The sequence below is a fragment of the Vibrio rhodolitus genome, from assembly GCF_003350325.1.
GTDB classification, from domain to species: domain Bacteria; phylum Pseudomonadota; class Gammaproteobacteria; order Enterobacterales; family Vibrionaceae; genus Vibrio; species Vibrio rhodolitus.
The window spans coordinates 213,323-230,698 of the sequence record NZ_QLYZ01000004.1 but is presented as its reverse complement, the minus strand read 5'-3'; the positions used below and the strand labels follow the sequence as shown (position 1 = coordinate 230,698).

Here is a 17,376-nt window from a genome sequence, read left to right as displayed (position 1 = left end):
CTTAGGATTGCTAAGTATACAAAAATCAGTAAAACTTAGACAATCTAAGTTATCTGTAGGTTGATAAGAAATGTCTAAGTGCAAAAGCCCAACCCAATCCCAGCGAGGCTCAAAGCTGCGCGTAAAAAAGCCCAAATCACCCAAAAAGATCTAGGGGTGAAAATTGGTATGGAACAAAGCTCGGCAAGTGGCCGCATGAATCACTATGAGAAAGGCAGACATGTGCCTGATATCGGCACGCTACAACGCATGGCTGAAGAGTTAGATGTACCTCTGAATTACTTCTTTTGTGAAAATGATTTAAGTGCAGAATTGGCGTGTGCTATCGATAAGATGAGTGATGAAGAGAAGGCGGTGTTGCTGGAAAAGTTGGTACGAGACTAAACTTTCATTCCGTTTTTGATTAGTAACATACTTAGTGGAATATCATCCGTAAAACGAGGAGCCAAGATTCTATCTTCGGCAGCAATGGCTTTCGTGTTGTATGTTGAACTAATATCAATTTGATTAAGTTTTATCTCGGCTAATGAACACTGAAATGGGTTATCTAACGTTGGAAACTTAAAAGCGAATGTTCGCAATAATGTCTCTTTATCAATGGTATCTTTGTTTTCCTTAAAGCTCATAATCATAGCGTCTAACAGAAAATGTTTTAACCGCCTACATTCACCTCGACTCATTGCAAATAGTGGATAAAGAATATCATTACTAGTAAGCCTTGGGGTTATCCCATAACCCATCCTTGCAGCTAAACCCGCAACAAATTTAGCAAAGTGCTTCTTTTGAACCGTATCTATTGCGTATGATTTTGCGGTATTTCTCTCATCTGTCTGACTCTTAAGCAACTTGAAGTAATTTAGATTTCTTCTCCAACTCAAGCGTGAATTCCACTGCGGCTCTTGGGATAATACGCTTGCATAAGGCATACCGACTAGAACAAACGACACCTTAGCTTCTTCACTTATATATTTGAAGGTATTGGCAATAACTTGCCTTTCTTGTGCTGTTGAATGCTCGACAAGCTCTTGCACTTCATTGACGATAATCAGCTCTACCGCTTTACGTTTTAGCTGCGTAACAACACCTTCTGCTAAGGCTATTTCATTACGTCGCCGAGTTGACCTCCCTCCTGATTTAGCATCCAAGTCCACCAAAAATTGAATCAGTGTGTTTTGCTCATTCACTCTACTAGGTATTCTGGTACTCAATATGGTCTGTGGAGACCAACGACTCGAACTGACGTCAAAACGACTAAGATAATTATTGATCAACGCAGTTTTGCCACTTCCAGCTTCACCTGTTAAAAGAAACGATTCAGGCTCACCTCCTAGTGATTGATTAAAACGAAGTTGGTCAAAGATCGAATAAATCTCTGAGATATCAGGATACTCAATAAAACAATTATCATACGCAGCTAATTGAGATCTTTGCTCCGGAGTAATATTAATCATCAATATCCCTCTATTTCGTCAAAATCCTGATCATCTAGATCAATAATCCTCTCATCGCATCGCTTAGTTAGAGGCTCCTGTAACGGACTCGTGATGATGGAGTTTGCCCCCTCAGTTCCAACGTCTCTAAATTTTGCTAATTTTGATGTATTTCCCGTCTTAGGTTGCATAAGTTTCTTGCTTCGGGAATGACGTAATCGTTCTGTCTCAGCTTCGATTCTGCTTTCCATATACAAAAAGGTATCAGCTAACGCTTCTTCATCGACCAAGCGCTTGGTATTTAAGCGACGAACTCGTTGTATCCGTTCGTGTTCAAAGAGTGAGAGTCCTTTCGTATAACCACTATTATCAATGGCTGGAACCTTGATGTAGCGTTGTTCCGAATCAAGGTAAACATAAATTGCACTAATGTCAGAGGGATCAGTTTTTGTTTTAACGAACAGCTTTTCTTCTGATTTTACAGAACTGTATTTTCGATATTCAATCAGTTCATCGGATTGATAATGTAGATTATGCAACCTGATACCAGCAATGCCTATCGTTCGGTGACGTAACAAGCCGAGTTCTATTTTTAACTGAACCTCTTCTTCTCCCTCATAAGTATTGGGAAGCCATGATGATTCATACCATTTATGGTAAGGAATAGCGCGGTTTCTAGCATCAGGAGACATATGGTAATAATCAATAACCCACTTATGTAGCAGTTCTAAAAATACAGAGACCCGAATCACCGATTCTTTTTTAGGGTCATAATCTTCTAGTTGAACAGGATTTGTGAATGTTTTACCAGGTAAAGAGTTCGTTAGCCCCTTATTAAGTTGATCAAACAGCTTCTCTATTCCCGATTTACGCCATGGTTTGGCAGCTTGGCTATATTGAATATCCGACACCAAAGGTTTCAACGAATCTTCTAGGCTCTTACTCCAAAACTCAGCGCCATTATCAACCACCAGATGGTCAATTTTTCCACAACAAGGCCATTCTTTCTTAATTGACGGATACTTGTCTTTGACCCAGTTTTTATTTAGAAGAGTGTTAAGCAGAGCTTTTCGGACAGAGTCAAAACTGGGTTCTCGAAAATTCACACTCAGACCAACAATACACTTGCTGAACCTGTCGTAAAGCATTGTCAAATACGGTCGTCCTAATGGAATGTCTAATTCATCATCAATCAATATAACGGGTATTGGAGTATGGTCTATTTCTACATACTCCATCGGTTTGGTCGCCGATATTTGCTGCCCAACAGAACGAAATTTCCTATCTGCGTAACGCTTGCCATACCTTTTCACTGCAACATCATAAGCCGGTAAGCGGTTCACCCGATTATAAAACGCTCGTTCTTGAAGCATTTTAATTTTGCTACCTACAATCTCTTGATTAGCCTTTATTACTCGGCTTTTATAATACCGGTATGTTTCAGCTACGCTTAGCCGCTCGCGCGTCAGGTACTTTTTTTCAATTGCTTCATCGATAAGGGATTGAGAATCAGTGAGGGAATTTCTATTACCTTTTTCTGAATGTTTGGGAACTAAAGAGAGCCATGTCCTTCCTGATTCAAAATAGGCTTTTTGCCAGTCAGCGAGCGTTCGCCAACTAGGGGGCGATAAGTTAAGTTCTTGTTCAACGGCATTCAGCAATGGATCCAGATTCTTTTCTGTCCACCCACCTGAAATACGCTTTTCCACAAACTGTATAATTTTAAGGCGGAGAAGTACTTCTTTTTGTGTTTTTTCAGGAAGGGTATCGAACGAGGAGGGCATCGTTTCGGTTTGAAATAACTCTTCTGGTATTCGGGACTGCGATAGAGCTTCTGAACTAGAAGTCTCCATTTCATCAAAAAAACTATCAAACTCTGAAGTCATTATTAGCACCAAACATAGCTATTTAAACTGAAATCGGCGCTCCTAAAATCAGTCTGAATCTTACCTGATGACAGCCAACAAAGCGTAGAGATTAAGGTTTCATGCTCAGACAACCCAAGGTATTGAGATACGTCATACAGCTGAACTCTTTGCTTACGTTGAATATAACCTAACACGCGTTTTTGTACTGCTGTCACCGAATGGAGACCAGAGTATCGATGCAAAAGCTTAAGGTTATTGAATATCGGATTGACTCTAATTTGCTTTTCCGTGACTAAAATCAGTCGTTTATCATATTCTTCTAGCGCAATCCGTTGCTTTTCTGCAAATCTAGCTCTGAAATCAGCTTTCAGTATCTGGCTAGAATGCTTTATTTCGATAAAAGAAGAGTGTTCTTGGTGATCAAAGACAAGAAAGTCAGGAGTGTAGCGACACTTACGGCCATTGAATCGATAATGATAACCGTGTGGTTGAGAAAGGTATTTTTTTACATCAGGGTTATATTCGAGATGGAAACAAAAATCGAACTCTAAAATGGAGAGGGTGCGAACGACAGCATCATTCTTCAAGCTCATAAACTTGCAGATGTTGTGAACATGGGATGATTTTTTGGTTTGGTCGAACATAGTGCGCATCATATTTGTTGTAAACCTACAACAAAAAATAGACTATGAAGACTTATGGTGCAAAATTGAGAGCGAATCTGCAGTTTATGCGAACATAAACTGCAAACATCAAATTGGGTGGAGACCCAGCCACATCCCGGCACACAAGTCACCCGCTGCGGCTGCTTCCTTCCGGACCTGACCGAGTTCACGAGCTATTGTTGCGGGAGGACCAGGCCTCCATAGTTCATCTCTGCGCTGCAGAGAGTGAGAGGATTATCTGGTATCACTGCTGGCTTTGCAACCCTCTAACCCAATAAATATGATGTTTTTAAATCAAGTGCCTAGCATTTAATCGATTTAAGGCTAAGTTTTCAACCAGACCAAAATCAGCGAGTTAACCTTGTGCCTCTCCGGCGACCATCTCACGCTGAGATTGCATAACCTGTGTTTCAACTTCTCTTGATTTACGCTTGTTAGAGTACATCGACAGATCCGCTTGATGCATCACTTCTTCCAATGACATTAACTCGCTTCTTGGATGTGACACGCCAAAGGCAAGAGAGATTTCTAGATGAATATCATCACTGTAAGAGGCAAATTCGATTTTCTGTAAATGCAGCAATGCGTGGCTCAATTCCACCTTATCGACCGCACCAATTAGAATAAATTCATCACCACCAATACGATAACTCTTCCCTTTCCAGTAATAAGCAATATTACGTGCAATTTCTTTAAGCACTTGGTCACCAATCTCGTGCCCATAAGTATCATTGATGGGTTTAAATTGGTTTACGTCTAGATAGACCAACGTGGAGTCTGCGGGGATCCCTTTACTGTAGGCACTTTTCAACGCGCGGCGATTCTTTAAACGAGTGAGATTATCCGTCTTTGATTGATGGTTTAGGTAAAAGCTCAGCAGCAATGAGGCAATCAAAACGAGCACGATAATCGACAAGCTTAAACGCGCCAACTTTTGCTCATTTTGCAGCGTGGCTTTCCAATCAGGCAAAATATAATGTTGATTTACTATCCGCTCGACATCGAGCATTGACATCGCTTGGGTGAAAAGAGGGGCTAGCGCCGCACCAAGCTGTGTTTTAGCAAAGCCAATCGCAATGTCGGTGGAATAAAACTCGCCAATCAAATTGTCTTCAACAATTGGTAGAACACTTGTCGCTTCACGAAGTACCTTGTTAAAGCTTGAGCGGCTTATCACCAGATAATCAATCTCTCGATTTAGCAACGCTTCAATACGCTCTTCATTGCTAGAGTATGTGTGGAGTTTTTTCTGCGGCAATAGTTCGCTTAGCACTTCATGGTAAATATCATCTTTAACCACACCAATCCTTTCCACAATCAGTTCAGAAACACTGCTATAAACATTATCTTTGTACCCTTCACGCTTCACCACGATGGCTGTTGATGTGTAGTAAGGAGCACTAAAATAGGCAATGTCTTTACGCGGCTCTGATATAGCCAGCGGCGAGATAATATCGACTTTCTGTTCAATAAAGTCACTTAACATTGACTCCCATGTTTCATCTGCATGGCTAGTCAGTTGACAATTGAGTTGCAAGATATCGCACGCGGCAAAGAGCACTTCCGGCGTTACACCTGTGATTTTGCCATCATCATGATAGGTTGCGTACTGCCCTACATGCTCAATCTTAACTTTCAGTGGCACGCTACGATCAATGCCCAGTTGCGCCACCATTGTGCGTAATGCTTCACGGCGCAGTTCAAACTGATACTGCTCTACTGACTCACGCAGCGCCTTTTGTACTTGAGCAGAATGAATAAACTCTTGGTAGTCACTCAATGCTGATTGATGTTTATGCTTAGTGGCAATTAATGAGACTGGTTTGATGGAGATTTGATGGTTAAGCAACTGCGCGTCATAGCCTGCTAGTAGCATGGGTTTAAGCTGATTAATTGCATCTACCACCCCATCAACTTTGCCTTGCTCTAACAATTGACGAGCTTCGCCATGCCCAGAATATTCAAGTTGTTTAAGATGAGGATAATGTTTAGCAATTAAGTCGCCATAAATCGTACCAAGCGGCACGCCGACGCTGCTAATGTCATTTAAGGTCACGCCATCAGGGCTATATAGATAGGTATATTCAATATTGGTAGGGCTGGAAAAATCAAATCGCTCTGCTCGCTCATCGGTGTAGGTAACATTGGCAGCAAAATCACTCTCGCCCGTTTCTACCGCTGTCAGAATGTCATTAAAGCTTGAGTAATACACATACTCAACCTCGGTATCAAAGTGATCTGCTACCGAGTTAAACAGCGTTCGCGTTACGATATCGTCCGCTTCCACACCTACTCGAATTCTATCTTCAGCGAACAGAGTAAATGAGCAGCAAGACAACAGAGCAAAGAGTAATATTTTTCTCAACAATCCTAGCCTAACCATAATCCTTGATTACGTTGCATCGCAGTCACATAACCACTGCCAATAACGCGCCATAACAAATCCATGTGAACATTTCGTAAACAATTGTGTCATACCATGGCATTTACAACAAACCAATTCGTATGGTGTGACTCATATTTCTTCATTGCACTCAACACTTTGCAGGATGTAATCCGTGATCCAGGCGGTGCCTAACAAACACAACCAAACCACAAAGACTGGGTTAGGAACGTCCACTTGAGGACTTATCACCAATGCGGCAAACCCCACTGTTGGCAATGTCCAGCAAAGTAACTTACCCCATTTAAAGCTTTTGACTTTGAGCAGATTTTCTAACGTAGACATGATGCCAATTGCCGATAAGGCAAACAAAATCCCATAGGTAAATTGTGCAACCCAAAGTGGTAGCAGTAGAAGCAGTACCCACCAGCGATGCTCTTTGCCCGGCTTCCAATGACTGGCAGACCACCACATCATCACCACGGCAAAGGTTTGAAAACCTGTCATTACCGCTGAACCTTCCAGTTTGCCAGCAGTTTGTGTCGACATGATGCCAACCTGCAATGTCAAAACAATCAAAGCCGAAATGGCCACGGCAAAATGGTTGGAACGCTTAGAAAAAATAACCATCAACAGAGGGAATAAGATCCAGACACTGACAGATAGCGTGATCGGTTGATGAGGCAAGGTTAAGCCATAGATAAGCGCAGAAACAAAAAACACCGCAGAAGCAAAGCTGCGCTTTTGGATCAGCCACAATGCAGGGACAATAACAGCGACTAAGGGGATTTCCCCATCGCTCACGCCAAGGACTCGCGCGCAGACTACTGCGAGCAACGCCGCGATAAAAAATTGTAGGGTAGAAAACAACATTCCCGCTCCTTATTCCTTCCTGGAATTATCGAAATCGGTGAGCCCAGTTGTTTGGGCATATTGATTTTAATTGCAATCATTGCAAAATAGCCTCGAAGCATCCCTTTGCTTTTCGACGGCTCAAATCAAATTTTATGTTCAAGTGATCTCAGCAGATTGCTTTTAACAAGATTACTATTGATACAGGAATAAGTATGGATCAGTTTTTGGTGCAAATCTTTGCAGTAATTCACCAAATTCCTTATGGGAAAGTAACAAGTTACGGTGAAGTCGCCAAATTAGCTGGATATCCGGGTTATGCCAGACACGTAGGCAAAGCCCTCGGTAACTTACCGGAAGGCTCCAAATTGCCTTGGCACAGAGTGGTAAATAGCCAAGGAAAAATATCGCTAAAGGGACGAGATTTAGAGCGGCAAAGAGAAAAACTAATAGCTGAAGGCGTTGAATGCAGCGAGCTTGGCAAAATCAGCCTGAGAAAATACAAATGGCAGCCATAGGGCTGCCATTAATCTATTCGTCTAGATGAGCGATTAGTGGCTTACGCCAACCAGAATAAGATCACGATGCTGTGTCTTTGCTTCATCGGTAATCACTGGGTAAACCGTATCGGTGATAAAACGCAGTTTACCGTTCACTTCAATGCGCGCGCTAACCGCGTAAGTGTGACCAGGCTGAATAGTGTTGGCATCGTAGTCTAGCGTAAAGGCAAAAGGCACTTGTTTACCTTGAGTCTCCATCACTTGCTCTGCAACCAACTTAGCTGGTGCATCCGCTAGAGAAATATCTTGCAAACGCACGGTAACCACTGCGTTTTCCGGCAGCATAATACGCTCACGATAAGCAACACTACCAGTGACAGATTGCTGCATTTGCACTTGTGAACTTGGCTCACTTTGACAACCCATTAAAGCAGCTCCAAATACAACCGACGCCATTAACATCAGTGACTTTTTCATAACGCCTCACTAAGAGAATAAGAATGATATACCGCAAAATTATAGTCGTGATTATGCATAGTGTCATGATAATTCGCTTAGTGCTGACCAAATTCTAACTCTGTTATCGCGAAGTAAATTTATACTCTTTCAATTGCTTGAGACGCACGTGATTACGACTGAAAATCAGTAAACAACTTGAAGCCACCGCGCATTTCACTATACGCTAATGTTAGATTTAATTATTTCGATTGGAAAACCACTGAATGAGTAAACCACTGAACGAATTGCTGAGCTTGCTGCAACTAGAAAAATTAGAAGAAGGGTTGTTTCGCGGACAAAGTGAGAACCTCGGACTGCCGCAGGTATACGGTGGTCAAGTGATAGGACAAGCCCTCTCGGCTGCTCGCTATACCGTTGATCCTGACCGTACTGTTCACTCATTTCACAGCTATTTCCTCTACCCGGGCGATCCTGAAAAGCCAATTATCTATGATGTTGAAAACCTACGTGATGGGCGTAGTTTCAGTACTCGCCGAGTAAAAGCGATTCAAAATGGTCGCCCGATTTTCTACCTCACTGCGTCTTATCATGGTGATGCGCCAGGCTTTGAGCATCAAAACACGATGCCCAATATTCCAGGACCAGAAAACTTTGCTTCAGAGTCAGAGCTAGCGGCAAAGATTGCCCATTTCTTGCCTGAAAAACTGCAAAAGACATTCTGCGGTGAAAAGCCTATCGAAATGCGCCCGGTTACCGTGGTCAACCCTCTCAAACCAGAGAAAACTGAACCAAAGCAATACCTTTGGATCAAAGCCAACGGTGAGCTGCCAGATAATCAGCTTATTCACCAATACTTACTTGGTTACGCATCAGACTGGGGCTTTCTCGTCACCGCCCTTCACCCACATGGCGTATCGCTGTTAACTCCGAAATTGCAAGTCGCAACGATTGATCACTCAATCTGGTTCCACCGCCCATTTAAGATGGATGAGTGGCTGCTATATGTGATTGATAGCCCAACCGCAAGTAATACCCGTGGCTTGGTTCGCGGTGAAATTTACAACCGCCAAGGTGACCTTGTTGCCACTGCGGTGCAAGAAGGTGTAATGCGCTTTACTGACTAACTTTTCCCCTAGTGATCCTATTTAGCGGTGCCACTCGGCACCGCAGATAAAAAACCAACACCCAAAACAGCAGAAAGAGAAAATATTTCCCCAAAACACCACAAACACAGTAAAGAAAGAAAACAAATTCTCCCAATTTATAGCTAAATTATATTTAAAACATAATTAGGAGAAAGATAATGAGTACTCAGCGTGAATGGACCAACAATGCGATCCGTAAAATTGAAGCCGACTATCAGCGCTCAGCCGATACCCATCTAATCAAACTGGATTTGCCGTGTATTGCGGGCATTGACCTCTACCTCAAGGATGAGAGCACCCACCCAACAGGTTCACTTAAACACCGCCTTGCTCGTTCTCTGTTTCTCTATGCGTTAAGTAATGGCTGGGTTGGTCCAGAAACCACCATTATCGAATCCTCATCTGGCAGTACCGCGGTTTCTGAAGCCTATTTTGCTCGCCTACTTGGTTTGCCTTTTATCGCCGTCGTACCACAAAAAACCGCGCGTAAAAAAATAGAACAGATTGAGTTTTATGGTGGTCAAGCGCATTTCGTGGAGCGTTCCGATCAGATTTATGCTGAGTCACGCCGCTTAGCCAAAGAGCTAAATGGTCATTATATGGATCAATTCACCTATGCAGAGCGTGCGACCGACTGGCGTGGTAATAACAACATTGCAGATTCAATTTTCAACCAGATGAAGCTTGAAGATCACCCGATTCCTGAGTGGATTGTAATGAGTCCAGGCACTGGCGGCACATCTGCCACTATCGGGCGCTTTATTCGTTTCCAGCAACACAATACTAAACTTTGTGTCGTTGACCCTGAACACTCCGTGTTCTTCGATTATTACCAAACTGGCGATACCGCGCTAACATCGGATACTGGCAGCAAAATTGAAGGGATCGGACGACCTCGCGTTGAGCCAAGCTTTATCTCAGGCGTAGTGGATGAAATGCGTAAAGTGCCAGACGCAGCATCGGTTACAACCGCACAATGGCTTGAGGCGAAACTAGGGCGAAAAGTCGGCGCATCCACCGGCACTAATGTCTATGGCGCGTTACAACTTGCCTCTGAGATGAAACAACGAGGTGAAACGGGCTCTATCGTAACGCTACTTTGCGATAGTGGTGAGCGCTACCTTGATACCTACTACAACCCTACTTGGGTTGCGGAAAACATTGGTGATATTGCACCTTACCAAGCGAAGCTCGAAGAGTTTGAAGCACTCGGTTGTATCTAACTGACAACCACTTATCTCTACGCCATAAAAAATGGGTATCGCACGATACCCATTTTCACGTCTATTAATTGAGCTTACTTCTTCTGGCGCGCTTCAAAAGCGGCTAGCTGCTCTGGTGTTGCTGCTGGCTGATGGTTTTGCTTCCACTCATCGTAGGTCATGCCATACACACGCTCGCGAGCATCATCGATATCAAGCGCTAAACCTTGGTTTTCTGCTTCCGCCTTATACCATTTGCTAAAACAGTTACGGCAAAAACCCGCCAAAATCATTAGGTCGATATTCTGCACATCTTTATTTTCATCAAGATGAGTCAACAGCTTGCGAAACACTGCAGCATCGAGTTTATCTTGTTGCTCTTGTGAAAGATTTTTATATTTGAATTCAGCCACTTTACTTTCCTTATTCTTAGTATCACTGCCAAAGTATACTCTATGTTGCAGATAAAAAAACGCCCAAGCAGTTGCTCAGGCGTTTCGTCATTTCACTATGTTTATCACAAAGATTAACCTTGGATACCCACAATTAACCATGGCGCGTTTGGCACAGTCAAATCACGCTCTAGATGCCAGATATCGGTAATATCTTCTTCGATACCTTCTACCGCATCACGGTAGCGACCACTAAATTGCAAACTCAGTTGAGCTTTGCTTGCATCGTGATCTGCACGAACGATTTCTGCATCAACGTACATTACGTCAGTGTGCTGCTCACCATCTAGCTTCGCACGCTCTTCTTTTAGATCGGCAAATAGGCTTGGTGATACATACTCTTCAATTGTTTCAAGCTGGTTATGGTTCCAAGCACCTTGCAGAATACGGTAGTGCTCACGTGAACCATTAACAAATGCTGCTTGGTCAAAACCCGGTGGGTAGTTATGCGGCACATCCGTTTGCGCACCAAAACCACCGAAACCGCCTTGGTTTACGTTTTGTGGCTGCTCAAAGTTATGCACGTTTGGTTGCTCAAACTTTGGCGCTGAACCGCCGTATGCATGTTGCTGGCGCTGATGATTGATGCTGCCCTGCTTCGAGGCAAGCAATGCGCGCATAAGCTTAAAGATAACAAAAGCAATCAAGCCCATGATCAGGATATCCATGAACTGGATACCTTCAAAAGCGCCACCGAAGAATGCCGCTAATAGACCACCAGCTAACAAGCCACCAAGAATACCACCCATCAAGCCTTTCTTGCTTGATGACTGTTTCGCGCCTTGCTCTTTACCGATGGTGTTTGTGTTCTGCTGTTGCTGCTTTGGCGCTGGCGCCGTCTTGAAGCTTTTACCAAAAGACTTACCACCACCGAACTTTTTAGCTTCCGCTACAGGCGTAATGGCAACTGAGACCATTAGCAACGCCACTAGAGAAAAAAGTCGTTTCATGTGTTTCCTTTAGGGTACTGGACTGAGTATTTTACTCACTCGCACTAATTATGAGTTGAGATCTTAATCTTAGCGGTATAGAGCCAAGAAAGATAGATTCCACAACCCAAATCATGTATCAGAATATTGCAAATTTGCAGGGTCGCTTAGTTGACGCTCAAATTACTCGCCCATAGAATATCGAACAATGTTCATTTTTACCTTTTCACTATGGCTCGCAGAAACGATCATACTCGAGAACAATTGGTCGCATTAACGCTTAATGCGGTTAAAGAGTTTCTCAATGAAAGCTCTCATCACGAATTGAGCTTACGCAAAATCGCCCAAATGATTGGCTACGTGCCAAGCACTTTGGTTAATGTGTTCGGCAACTACAACTTGTTGCTGTTGCATGCTGTGGCTCAAACGCTCGATGAACTTGCCAGCGAAGCGAAAAATGTCGTAGCGAAAAGTTCTGATTCAACTGAAGCACTCTATCAGTTAGCCGACTGCTATCATGAGTTTGCCCAGCGTAACCCTTACCGCTGGCAGTTGATTTTCCAGCACAATATGAACGGCGACCCTCTTCCTGAATGGCAAAATGCCCGCATCGATAACATGACTGGCATGCTTGAAGGGCTGCTGCGTAAACTCGCGCCAGCACGCTCTGATAAAGAAGTACTAGAAGCCAGTCGTGTACTTTGGGCAGGCGTGCATGGCATTACTTTGCTCAGTGTGGATGATAAGTTCTTCGCCGCTGAGCCGATTGATGGCAAAGAACTGATTAAAAACCTTCTCTCCAACTATTTGAAGAATTGGTAAATAAAAGGAATTGTAATGCCCCATCAACCTCAGGCGTCCCTATTAAAACAACGACGTTTTCTGCCCTATTTTGTTACTCAGTTCTTCGGGGCATTCAACGACAATATATTTAAGAACGTTCTGTTGCTGTTTGTGGCTTTTGCTGGAGCAAACGCGTTACCGGTTTCCAGCAACCTGTTTATCAATTTAGCTGCTGGTCTGTTTATTCTGCCATTTTTCCTTTTTTCAGCGTCTGCTGGGGTGTTGGCAGATAAATATGAAAAGTCTTGGTTTATCCGTAAGGTCAAACTGGCGGAAATTGCAATTATGACGTTAGGTGCGATTGGCTTTATTACTCAAAGCTATCTCATCTTGCTGTTGCTTCTCTTTTTGATGGGTACCCAATCCGCCTTTTTTGGTCCGGTCAAATACGCACTGCTACCACAGCAGCTAAAACCAAATGAGCTAGTGCCTGGCAACGCGCTAGTCGAAACCGGCACTTTCCTTGCCATTCTTCTCGGCACGTTGGGCGCGGGCGTGATTGCTTCTGCTGATAACGCCAACTATGTTGCGGCTATCTGTGTGGTGCTATTTGCCGTGTTTGGCTATGCCTCAAGCCGTTATATCCCAGAAGCACCGGCGTCAGCGCCCGAGTTAAAATTTCGTTGGCAACCTATTAAGCACACCAAACAGACCCTCGCCATTGCAAAAGCCGACCGCGTTGTATTTCAATCTTTAATGGCGATCAGTTGGTTTTGGTTCCTAGGGGCTGCTTATCTAACCCAGTTTCCTAACTTCACTAAGATCCACCTTAATGGCAGTGAGAGTGCGGTGTCGTTTTTGTTGGCACTCTTTTCCGTCGGTATCGCGGTAGGCTCTCTTGCCTGTGACAAACTCTCTAATCACCGCATTGAAGTCGGCATTGTGCCGCTTGGCAGCTTTGGCATCACCATTTTTGGTTGGTTAATGGCAAGTTCAATTCCAAGTGATTTACCGCAATTTGAAAGTTTTACTCAGTTCGTTAGCTACCAAGCGTTATGGTCGGTTTTTGCTTATTTACTCCTGCTCGGCGCATCTGGCGGGGTGTTTATTGTGCCTCTTTACGCGTTAATGCAACAACGTGCCAAAGTCTCCCAGCGCGCACAGGTAGTTGCCGCACTGAATATCTACAACTCGTTATTTATGGTAGGTAGCGCAGTATTAGGTATTGTTTGCCTATCCATCCTTGAGCTTTCTATCCCACAGTTGTTTTTACTTTTGGCAGCCCTTAACTTACTTGTTGCTGGCTACCTGTTTATTCAAGTACCTATTTTTGTGGTGCGTTTTTTAGTGTGGATGATCACTCACACCATGTATCGGGTGAAACACAAAAACCTGCACCATCTGCCAGAAAAAGGCGGAGCGCTGATTGTGTGTAACCACGTCAGCTATATGGATGCCCTGCTGCTGAGCGCAGTTTGTCCACGTTTGATCCGCTTTGTGATGGAAGAAGATTATGCCAACCTGCCGCCGCTGCGCCGTTTTCTCAAACGTGCCGGAGTGATCCCTATCTCTGCCGAGCGCCGCGGTAGCATCCGCCGCGCTTTTAATGAAGTGGAGCAAGCCCTGAGCGAAGGACACATTGTGTGCATTTTCCCAGAAGGTAGATTAACCGCAGATGGCGAAATGAATGAGTTTATGCGCGGTATCGATATTGTACTGCGTCGTAGCCCAGTGCCAGTGATTCCGATGGCGATTAAGGGTTTGTGGGGCAGTTACTTTAGTCGCTATAAGGGCAGTGCATGTAAAGGTCGCCCTTCGCGCTTTTGGTCAAAAATTGAAATTGAAGCCGGAGATCCGGTTGATCCACAACAAGCCAATACCCAGCGGATGCAGCAAAAAGTAGCTGAACTGCGGGGTGACTGGCGCTGATCTGAGCCAAGCGAAGCTTAGCCAGCAATAAGTTGTTCAGTTTAATTGAACTAATGTTCAGAACATTCAAACTTACTGACCTCTATTAGTCAGCTAAAATGCCATCCTTTATGTATGCGAGACACACTCTCGTATATCTCCCTTTTTGAATTCAGTAACCAATGATCATCAATAAACGAACTTTGCCTTTTTTCCTTGCGCTCGCGGTGTGCTTAACCCCGTGGGTCACCTCACCAACTGCGCTAGTGATTGGTTTTCTGCTTGCCTCGCTAAGTCTCGTACCAGAGCAGTTTGATTTAACTAAGATCACCAAAAAACTGCTCGCCTACTCGATTGTTGGCTTGGGTTTCGGTATCCAATTTGAGCAAGCCTTAGCAGTAACCTCCAATGGCATTGGTATTATCATCACCACCATTGTTGGCACATTAGTGATCGGTTGGTGGCTAGCTAAATTACTAAAGCTTGAGCAAAAGCTAGGATATTTAATCTCGGCAGGTACCGCGATTTGTGGTGGCAGCGCTATTGCAGCAGTATCACCGGCAATCAAAGCCAAAGATGAAGATATTGGTCTCGCACTAGCAACCGTATTTGTACTCAACTCCTTAGCGCTATTTATCTTCCCTGTGATTGGGCATGCGCTGGGACTCGATCAGCAAACATTCGGCACTTGGGCGGCAATTGCGATTCATGACACCTCCTCTGTGGTTGGCGCTGCGTCGGCTTACGGTGAGGAAGCACTCACAACCGCAACCACGCTCAAACTTGCTCGCGCGCTGTGGATCATTCCTGTGGCGTTTGTCAGCGCATTTATATTCCGTAATGATTCAAAAAAAATCACTATTCCTTACTTCATCTTGTTCTACTGCGCAGCAATTGCTTTCAGTGACTTGTTGCCTCAGTTTGAAGCGGTGTATGACGTGATTTTTGATATTTCGAAACGCGCTTTGGTGATCTGTTTGTTCTTGATCGGCTGTGGGATTTCAGTAACGAAATTAAAAGCGGCAGGGCTAAAGCCTTTGATGTTTGGCGTAACACTCTGGATCACCATCTCAGTTAGCTCATTGACTTGGCTGATGTTCGCTTAAGCAGATACACAAATTAAGAGCCTGAGGCTTACAGCTCTTCAGGCTCTATGACTAATTTACTTTTCTTCTCTTTACGGTAGCGCACCACTAAGGCAACAACCGCAACAAACCCGGCTAACTCGGCCAAAGCACGATACAATCCATCGGTTTGAGTCGCGATAGCAATTTGCACGATCGCAAACACAATTAGAGCAAGCTTCATTTCTATATATCCATATAAGCAAAATCCATGGTTAATTATGAATTAGCGTTATATGGATGAGAAATTCAGTTTTGCTCTATCAAATAACCTTAAACTCAGTTTCTGCCACCACCCAATCTTTAAGATCTTTACGCGAGACTTTAATTCCGCCGCTATGCAAACTCTCAGGTAGATAAAAGTATTGCCTTGGATGTTTAAATTTCACTAAGCGCGGCGCCAACCAAGTGGCAAAGTCGAGCTGCTCAATTGAAACTGAAGTTTGCACAAAAGCAATCGGGCGAGCGCCAAACTCAGCATCTTCAATTGGTACCACCAGCGCAAGTTGCACTTGAGGATGAGAATTGAGCGCCTGTTCAATCTCCTCACAGTGGATGTTTTCACCACCGGAAATAAACTGATTATCCGCACGACCTTTAATCACCAACTCTTGCTGCTCATTCCAAATGCCAAGATCTTTACTATCAAACCAGCCATCAGCATCTTTAATAGGCTTTAGTGAACCTTGATGAAAATAACCACTCGCTAGTGTGTCGCCACCGACAAAGATACGACCGTCGCGAAGTTCCACTTTTCGCCCAGTTAACACCTTGCCCGCACTATAATGAGCATCAATGCGTTTTGCCGTTACCGTCGATGCCGCTTCAGTCATGCCGTAACCAAGCCAAGTTTCAATGCCACGCTGCGCTGCTTGCTGCGAAAGCGCAAGTGGGACATGACTGCCACCAAGTAGCACATGAGTAAGTGATAGAGCTTGCCCAGAATCAAGCAAACGGCTCAGTTGAGTAGCAACCAGAGAAGCATGTGTAACATTATCGATATCACTGAGCAAATCACCGCAGCCCACCTTCAGACAGGCGCCAGCGTATAACCAGCGATAGATAATCGCCAACCCCGAAACGTGATACATAGGCAAACTTAACAGCCACGTATCTTGCGCATTGAACTGAAACGCATCGAGCAAGCCCGCTGCTGAAGCCAAATGCTGTTGATGACTATGCGCCACCGCTTTTGGCGTACCTGTAGAGCCAGAGGTGAAGATAATAGAGGCAAGCTCAGCCGCGTCATAACCATAGCTTAAAGTTTCGCGTTGACAGTGCTTTAGCGAGTGAAGTGAAATGGTATTAATGTGTGGCACATTGGAGACTGATTGCTCATCTGCTTGCCACACAAAAGCACGCTGCCCTTCTTGATAAAGCGTGCGCAGCTTAGCTTGCAAATTCGCGCTCGGTTGCGGCATGGTAATCGCGCACACCGCGCCTAACTCCATACACGCGAGATAAAGAAACACCAGCTCAGGGGAGTTCTTAGCTACGCAAGTCAGCACATCGCCTTTACCCAAACCGTTCTGCTGCAAAAGGCGCGCATAATCTTGCACGAATTGAGATAACTGCTGCCAAGTGTAATCGCCTGTAATAGTGGTGAGCGCTAAGCAATCTGGGCTCTTATGAGCCCAGAATTGAAGTGGAGAGAGGTTATTTTTCTCTAATGGCAT

Annotated in this window: 17 protein-coding genes and 1 other RNA gene; 7 read left to right on the top strand and 11 right to left on the bottom strand. The window is 44.2% G+C overall.

Annotated elements, in window-relative coordinates:
* Nucleotides 1-78: 78 nt before the first annotated feature.
* Nucleotides 79-384: a helix-turn-helix domain-containing protein gene (locus DPF93_RS06335; protein ID WP_114765368.1), complete on the top strand. Its 306-nt coding sequence runs from the start codon at nt 79-81 to the stop codon at nt 382-384.
* On the opposite strand, the gene DPF93_RS06330 is transcribed toward DPF93_RS06335, so the two are convergent.
* From DPF93_RS06330 to DPF93_RS06305, 6 genes are all read right to left on the bottom strand, one after another.
* Nucleotides 381-1,451, bottom strand: a complete 1,071-nt coding sequence (locus DPF93_RS06330) for a TniB family NTP-binding protein (RefSeq protein ID WP_114765367.1) — start codon at nt 1,449-1,451, stop codon at nt 381-383. The two genes, DPF93_RS06335 and DPF93_RS06330, sit on opposite strands and share 4 nt — an antisense overlap.
* On the bottom strand, nt 1,451-3,316 hold the full coding sequence (locus tag DPF93_RS06325; protein WP_114765366.1) for a Mu transposase C-terminal domain-containing protein: 1,866 nt from the start codon (nt 3,314-3,316) through the stop codon (nt 1,451-1,453). Before DPF93_RS06325 ends, DPF93_RS06330 begins: the two co-directional genes overlap by 1 nt.
* Before the next feature lie 2 nt (nt 3,317-3,318).
* On the bottom strand, nt 3,319-3,942 hold the full coding sequence (locus DPF93_RS06320) for a TnsA endonuclease N-terminal domain-containing protein (RefSeq protein ID WP_114765365.1): 624 nt from the start codon (nt 3,940-3,942) through the stop codon (nt 3,319-3,321).
* A 120-nt stretch (nt 3,943-4,062) separates the two neighbouring features.
* Nucleotides 4,063-4,159: signal recognition particle sRNA small type (gene ffs, locus DPF93_RS06315), an RNA gene on the bottom strand.
* Nucleotides 4,160-4,318: 159 nt separating this feature from the next.
* On the bottom strand, nt 4,319-6,346 hold the full coding sequence (locus DPF93_RS06310; protein ID WP_114765364.1) for a GGDEF domain-containing protein: 2,028 nt from the start codon (nt 6,344-6,346) through the stop codon (nt 4,319-4,321).
* Nucleotides 6,347-6,478: 132 nt separating this feature from the next.
* Entirely contained in the window at nt 6,479-7,219 is a 741-nt protein-coding gene (locus DPF93_RS06305; RefSeq protein ID WP_114765363.1) for a VP0952 family biofilm-associated protein, read from the bottom strand.
* A gap of 194 nt (nt 7,220-7,413) precedes the next feature.
* On the opposite strand from DPF93_RS06305, the gene DPF93_RS06300 reads away from it, so the two are divergent.
* Nucleotides 7,414-7,716, top strand: a complete 303-nt coding sequence (locus DPF93_RS06300) for a DNA base-flipping protein (protein WP_114765362.1) — start codon at nt 7,414-7,416, stop codon at nt 7,714-7,716.
* 33 nt (nt 7,717-7,749) lie between these two features.
* Here DPF93_RS06300 and DPF93_RS06295 read toward each other — a convergent pair whose 3' ends face one another.
* Complete coding sequence (locus DPF93_RS06295; RefSeq protein WP_114765361.1) at nt 7,750-8,175, bottom strand: YbaY family lipoprotein; 426 nt, start codon at nt 8,173-8,175, stop codon at nt 7,750-7,752.
* A 245-nt stretch (nt 8,176-8,420) separates the two neighbouring features.
* Here DPF93_RS06295 and tesB point away from each other — a divergent pair, with 245 nt between their 5' ends.
* The gene (gene tesB / locus DPF93_RS06290; RefSeq protein WP_114765360.1) at nt 8,421-9,281 is read left to right on the top strand and encodes an acyl-CoA thioesterase II; all 861 of its coding nucleotides are present in this window, start codon (nt 8,421-8,423) and stop codon (nt 9,279-9,281) included.
* Nucleotides 9,282-9,460: 179 nt separating this feature from the next.
* Nucleotides 9,461-10,525, top strand: coding sequence for a PLP-dependent cysteine synthase family protein (locus DPF93_RS06285; RefSeq protein WP_114765359.1), 1,065 nt, complete (start codon nt 9,461-9,463; stop codon nt 10,523-10,525).
* A 74-nt stretch (nt 10,526-10,599) separates the two neighbouring features.
* Here the strand turns inward: DPF93_RS06285 and DPF93_RS06280 are convergent, their stop codons facing one another.
* The gene (locus DPF93_RS06280) at nt 10,600-10,917 is read right to left on the bottom strand and encodes a DUF1244 domain-containing protein (protein ID WP_114765358.1); all 318 of its coding nucleotides are present in this window, start codon (nt 10,915-10,917) and stop codon (nt 10,600-10,602) included.
* A 113-nt stretch (nt 10,918-11,030) separates the two neighbouring features.
* Entirely contained in the window at nt 11,031-11,906 is an 876-nt protein-coding gene (locus tag DPF93_RS06275) for a Tim44 domain-containing protein (RefSeq protein ID WP_114765357.1), read from the bottom strand.
* 210 nt (nt 11,907-12,116) lie between these two features.
* Here DPF93_RS06275 and DPF93_RS06270 point away from each other — a divergent pair, with 210 nt between their 5' ends.
* From DPF93_RS06270 to DPF93_RS06260, 3 genes are all read left to right on the top strand, one after another.
* Nucleotides 12,117-12,707: a TetR/AcrR family transcriptional regulator gene (locus DPF93_RS06270; protein ID WP_114765356.1), complete on the top strand. Its 591-nt coding sequence runs from the start codon at nt 12,117-12,119 to the stop codon at nt 12,705-12,707.
* Between the two features lie 15 nt (nt 12,708-12,722).
* Entirely contained in the window at nt 12,723-14,597 is a 1,875-nt protein-coding gene (locus tag DPF93_RS06265; protein WP_114765355.1) for an MFS transporter, read from the top strand.
* A 161-nt stretch (nt 14,598-14,758) separates the two neighbouring features.
* A complete protein-coding gene (locus DPF93_RS06260) occupies nt 14,759-15,682 on the top strand; it encodes a YeiH family protein (RefSeq protein ID WP_114765354.1) in 924 nt (307 codons plus the stop codon).
* Nucleotides 15,683-15,710: 28 nt separating this feature from the next.
* Here the strand turns inward: DPF93_RS06260 and DPF93_RS21280 are convergent, their stop codons facing one another.
* Nucleotides 15,711-15,884: a hypothetical protein gene (locus tag DPF93_RS21280; RefSeq protein WP_164675324.1), complete on the bottom strand. Its 174-nt coding sequence runs from the start codon at nt 15,882-15,884 to the stop codon at nt 15,711-15,713.
* Between the two features lie 79 nt (nt 15,885-15,963).
* Nucleotides 15,964-17,376 (bottom strand): o-succinylbenzoate--CoA ligase, encoded by a 1,413-nt coding sequence (gene menE / locus DPF93_RS06255; protein WP_114765353.1) that lies wholly within the window; start codon nt 17,374-17,376, stop codon nt 15,964-15,966.

What these genes read in the sequence shown, in the direction of transcription:
- DPF93_RS06305 (WP_114765363.1), bottom strand. Translation starts at nt 7,219, where the DNA reads ATGTTGTTTTCTACCCTACAATTTTTTATCGCGGCGTTGCTCGCAGTA.
- DPF93_RS06325 (WP_114765366.1), bottom strand. Translation starts at nt 3,316, where the DNA reads ATGACTTCAGAGTTTGATAGTTTTTTTGATGAAATGGAGACTTCTAGT.
- menE (WP_114765353.1), bottom strand. Translation starts at nt 17,376, where the DNA reads ATGCCATTAGAGAAAAATAACCTCTCTCCACTTCAATTCTGGGCTCAT.
- DPF93_RS06260 (WP_114765354.1), top strand. Translation starts at nt 14,759, where the DNA reads ATGATCATCAATAAACGAACTTTGCCTTTTTTCCTTGCGCTCGCGGTG.
- DPF93_RS06330 (WP_114765367.1), bottom strand. Translation starts at nt 1,451, where the DNA reads ATGATTAATATTACTCCGGAGCAAAGATCTCAATTAGCTGCGTATGAT.
- tesB (WP_114765360.1), top strand. Translation starts at nt 8,421, where the DNA reads ATGAGTAAACCACTGAACGAATTGCTGAGCTTGCTGCAACTAGAAAAA.
- DPF93_RS06300 (WP_114765362.1), top strand. Translation starts at nt 7,414, where the DNA reads ATGGATCAGTTTTTGGTGCAAATCTTTGCAGTAATTCACCAAATTCCT.
- DPF93_RS06270 (WP_114765356.1), top strand. Translation starts at nt 12,117, where the DNA reads ATGGCTCGCAGAAACGATCATACTCGAGAACAATTGGTCGCATTAACG.
- DPF93_RS21280 (WP_164675324.1), bottom strand. Translation starts at nt 15,884, where the DNA reads ATGAAGCTTGCTCTAATTGTGTTTGCGATCGTGCAAATTGCTATCGCG.
- DPF93_RS06275 (WP_114765357.1), bottom strand. Translation starts at nt 11,906, where the DNA reads ATGAAACGACTTTTTTCTCTAGTGGCGTTGCTAATGGTCTCAGTTGCC.
- DPF93_RS06265 (WP_114765355.1), top strand. Translation starts at nt 12,723, where the DNA reads ATGCCCCATCAACCTCAGGCGTCCCTATTAAAACAACGACGTTTTCTG.
- DPF93_RS06285 (WP_114765359.1), top strand. Translation starts at nt 9,461, where the DNA reads ATGAGTACTCAGCGTGAATGGACCAACAATGCGATCCGTAAAATTGAA.
- DPF93_RS06320 (WP_114765365.1), bottom strand. Translation starts at nt 3,942, where the DNA reads ATGTTCGACCAAACCAAAAAATCATCCCATGTTCACAACATCTGCAAG.
- DPF93_RS06310 (WP_114765364.1), bottom strand. Translation starts at nt 6,346, where the DNA reads ATGGTTAGGCTAGGATTGTTGAGAAAAATATTACTCTTTGCTCTGTTG.
- DPF93_RS06295 (WP_114765361.1), bottom strand. Translation starts at nt 8,175, where the DNA reads ATGAAAAAGTCACTGATGTTAATGGCGTCGGTTGTATTTGGAGCTGCT.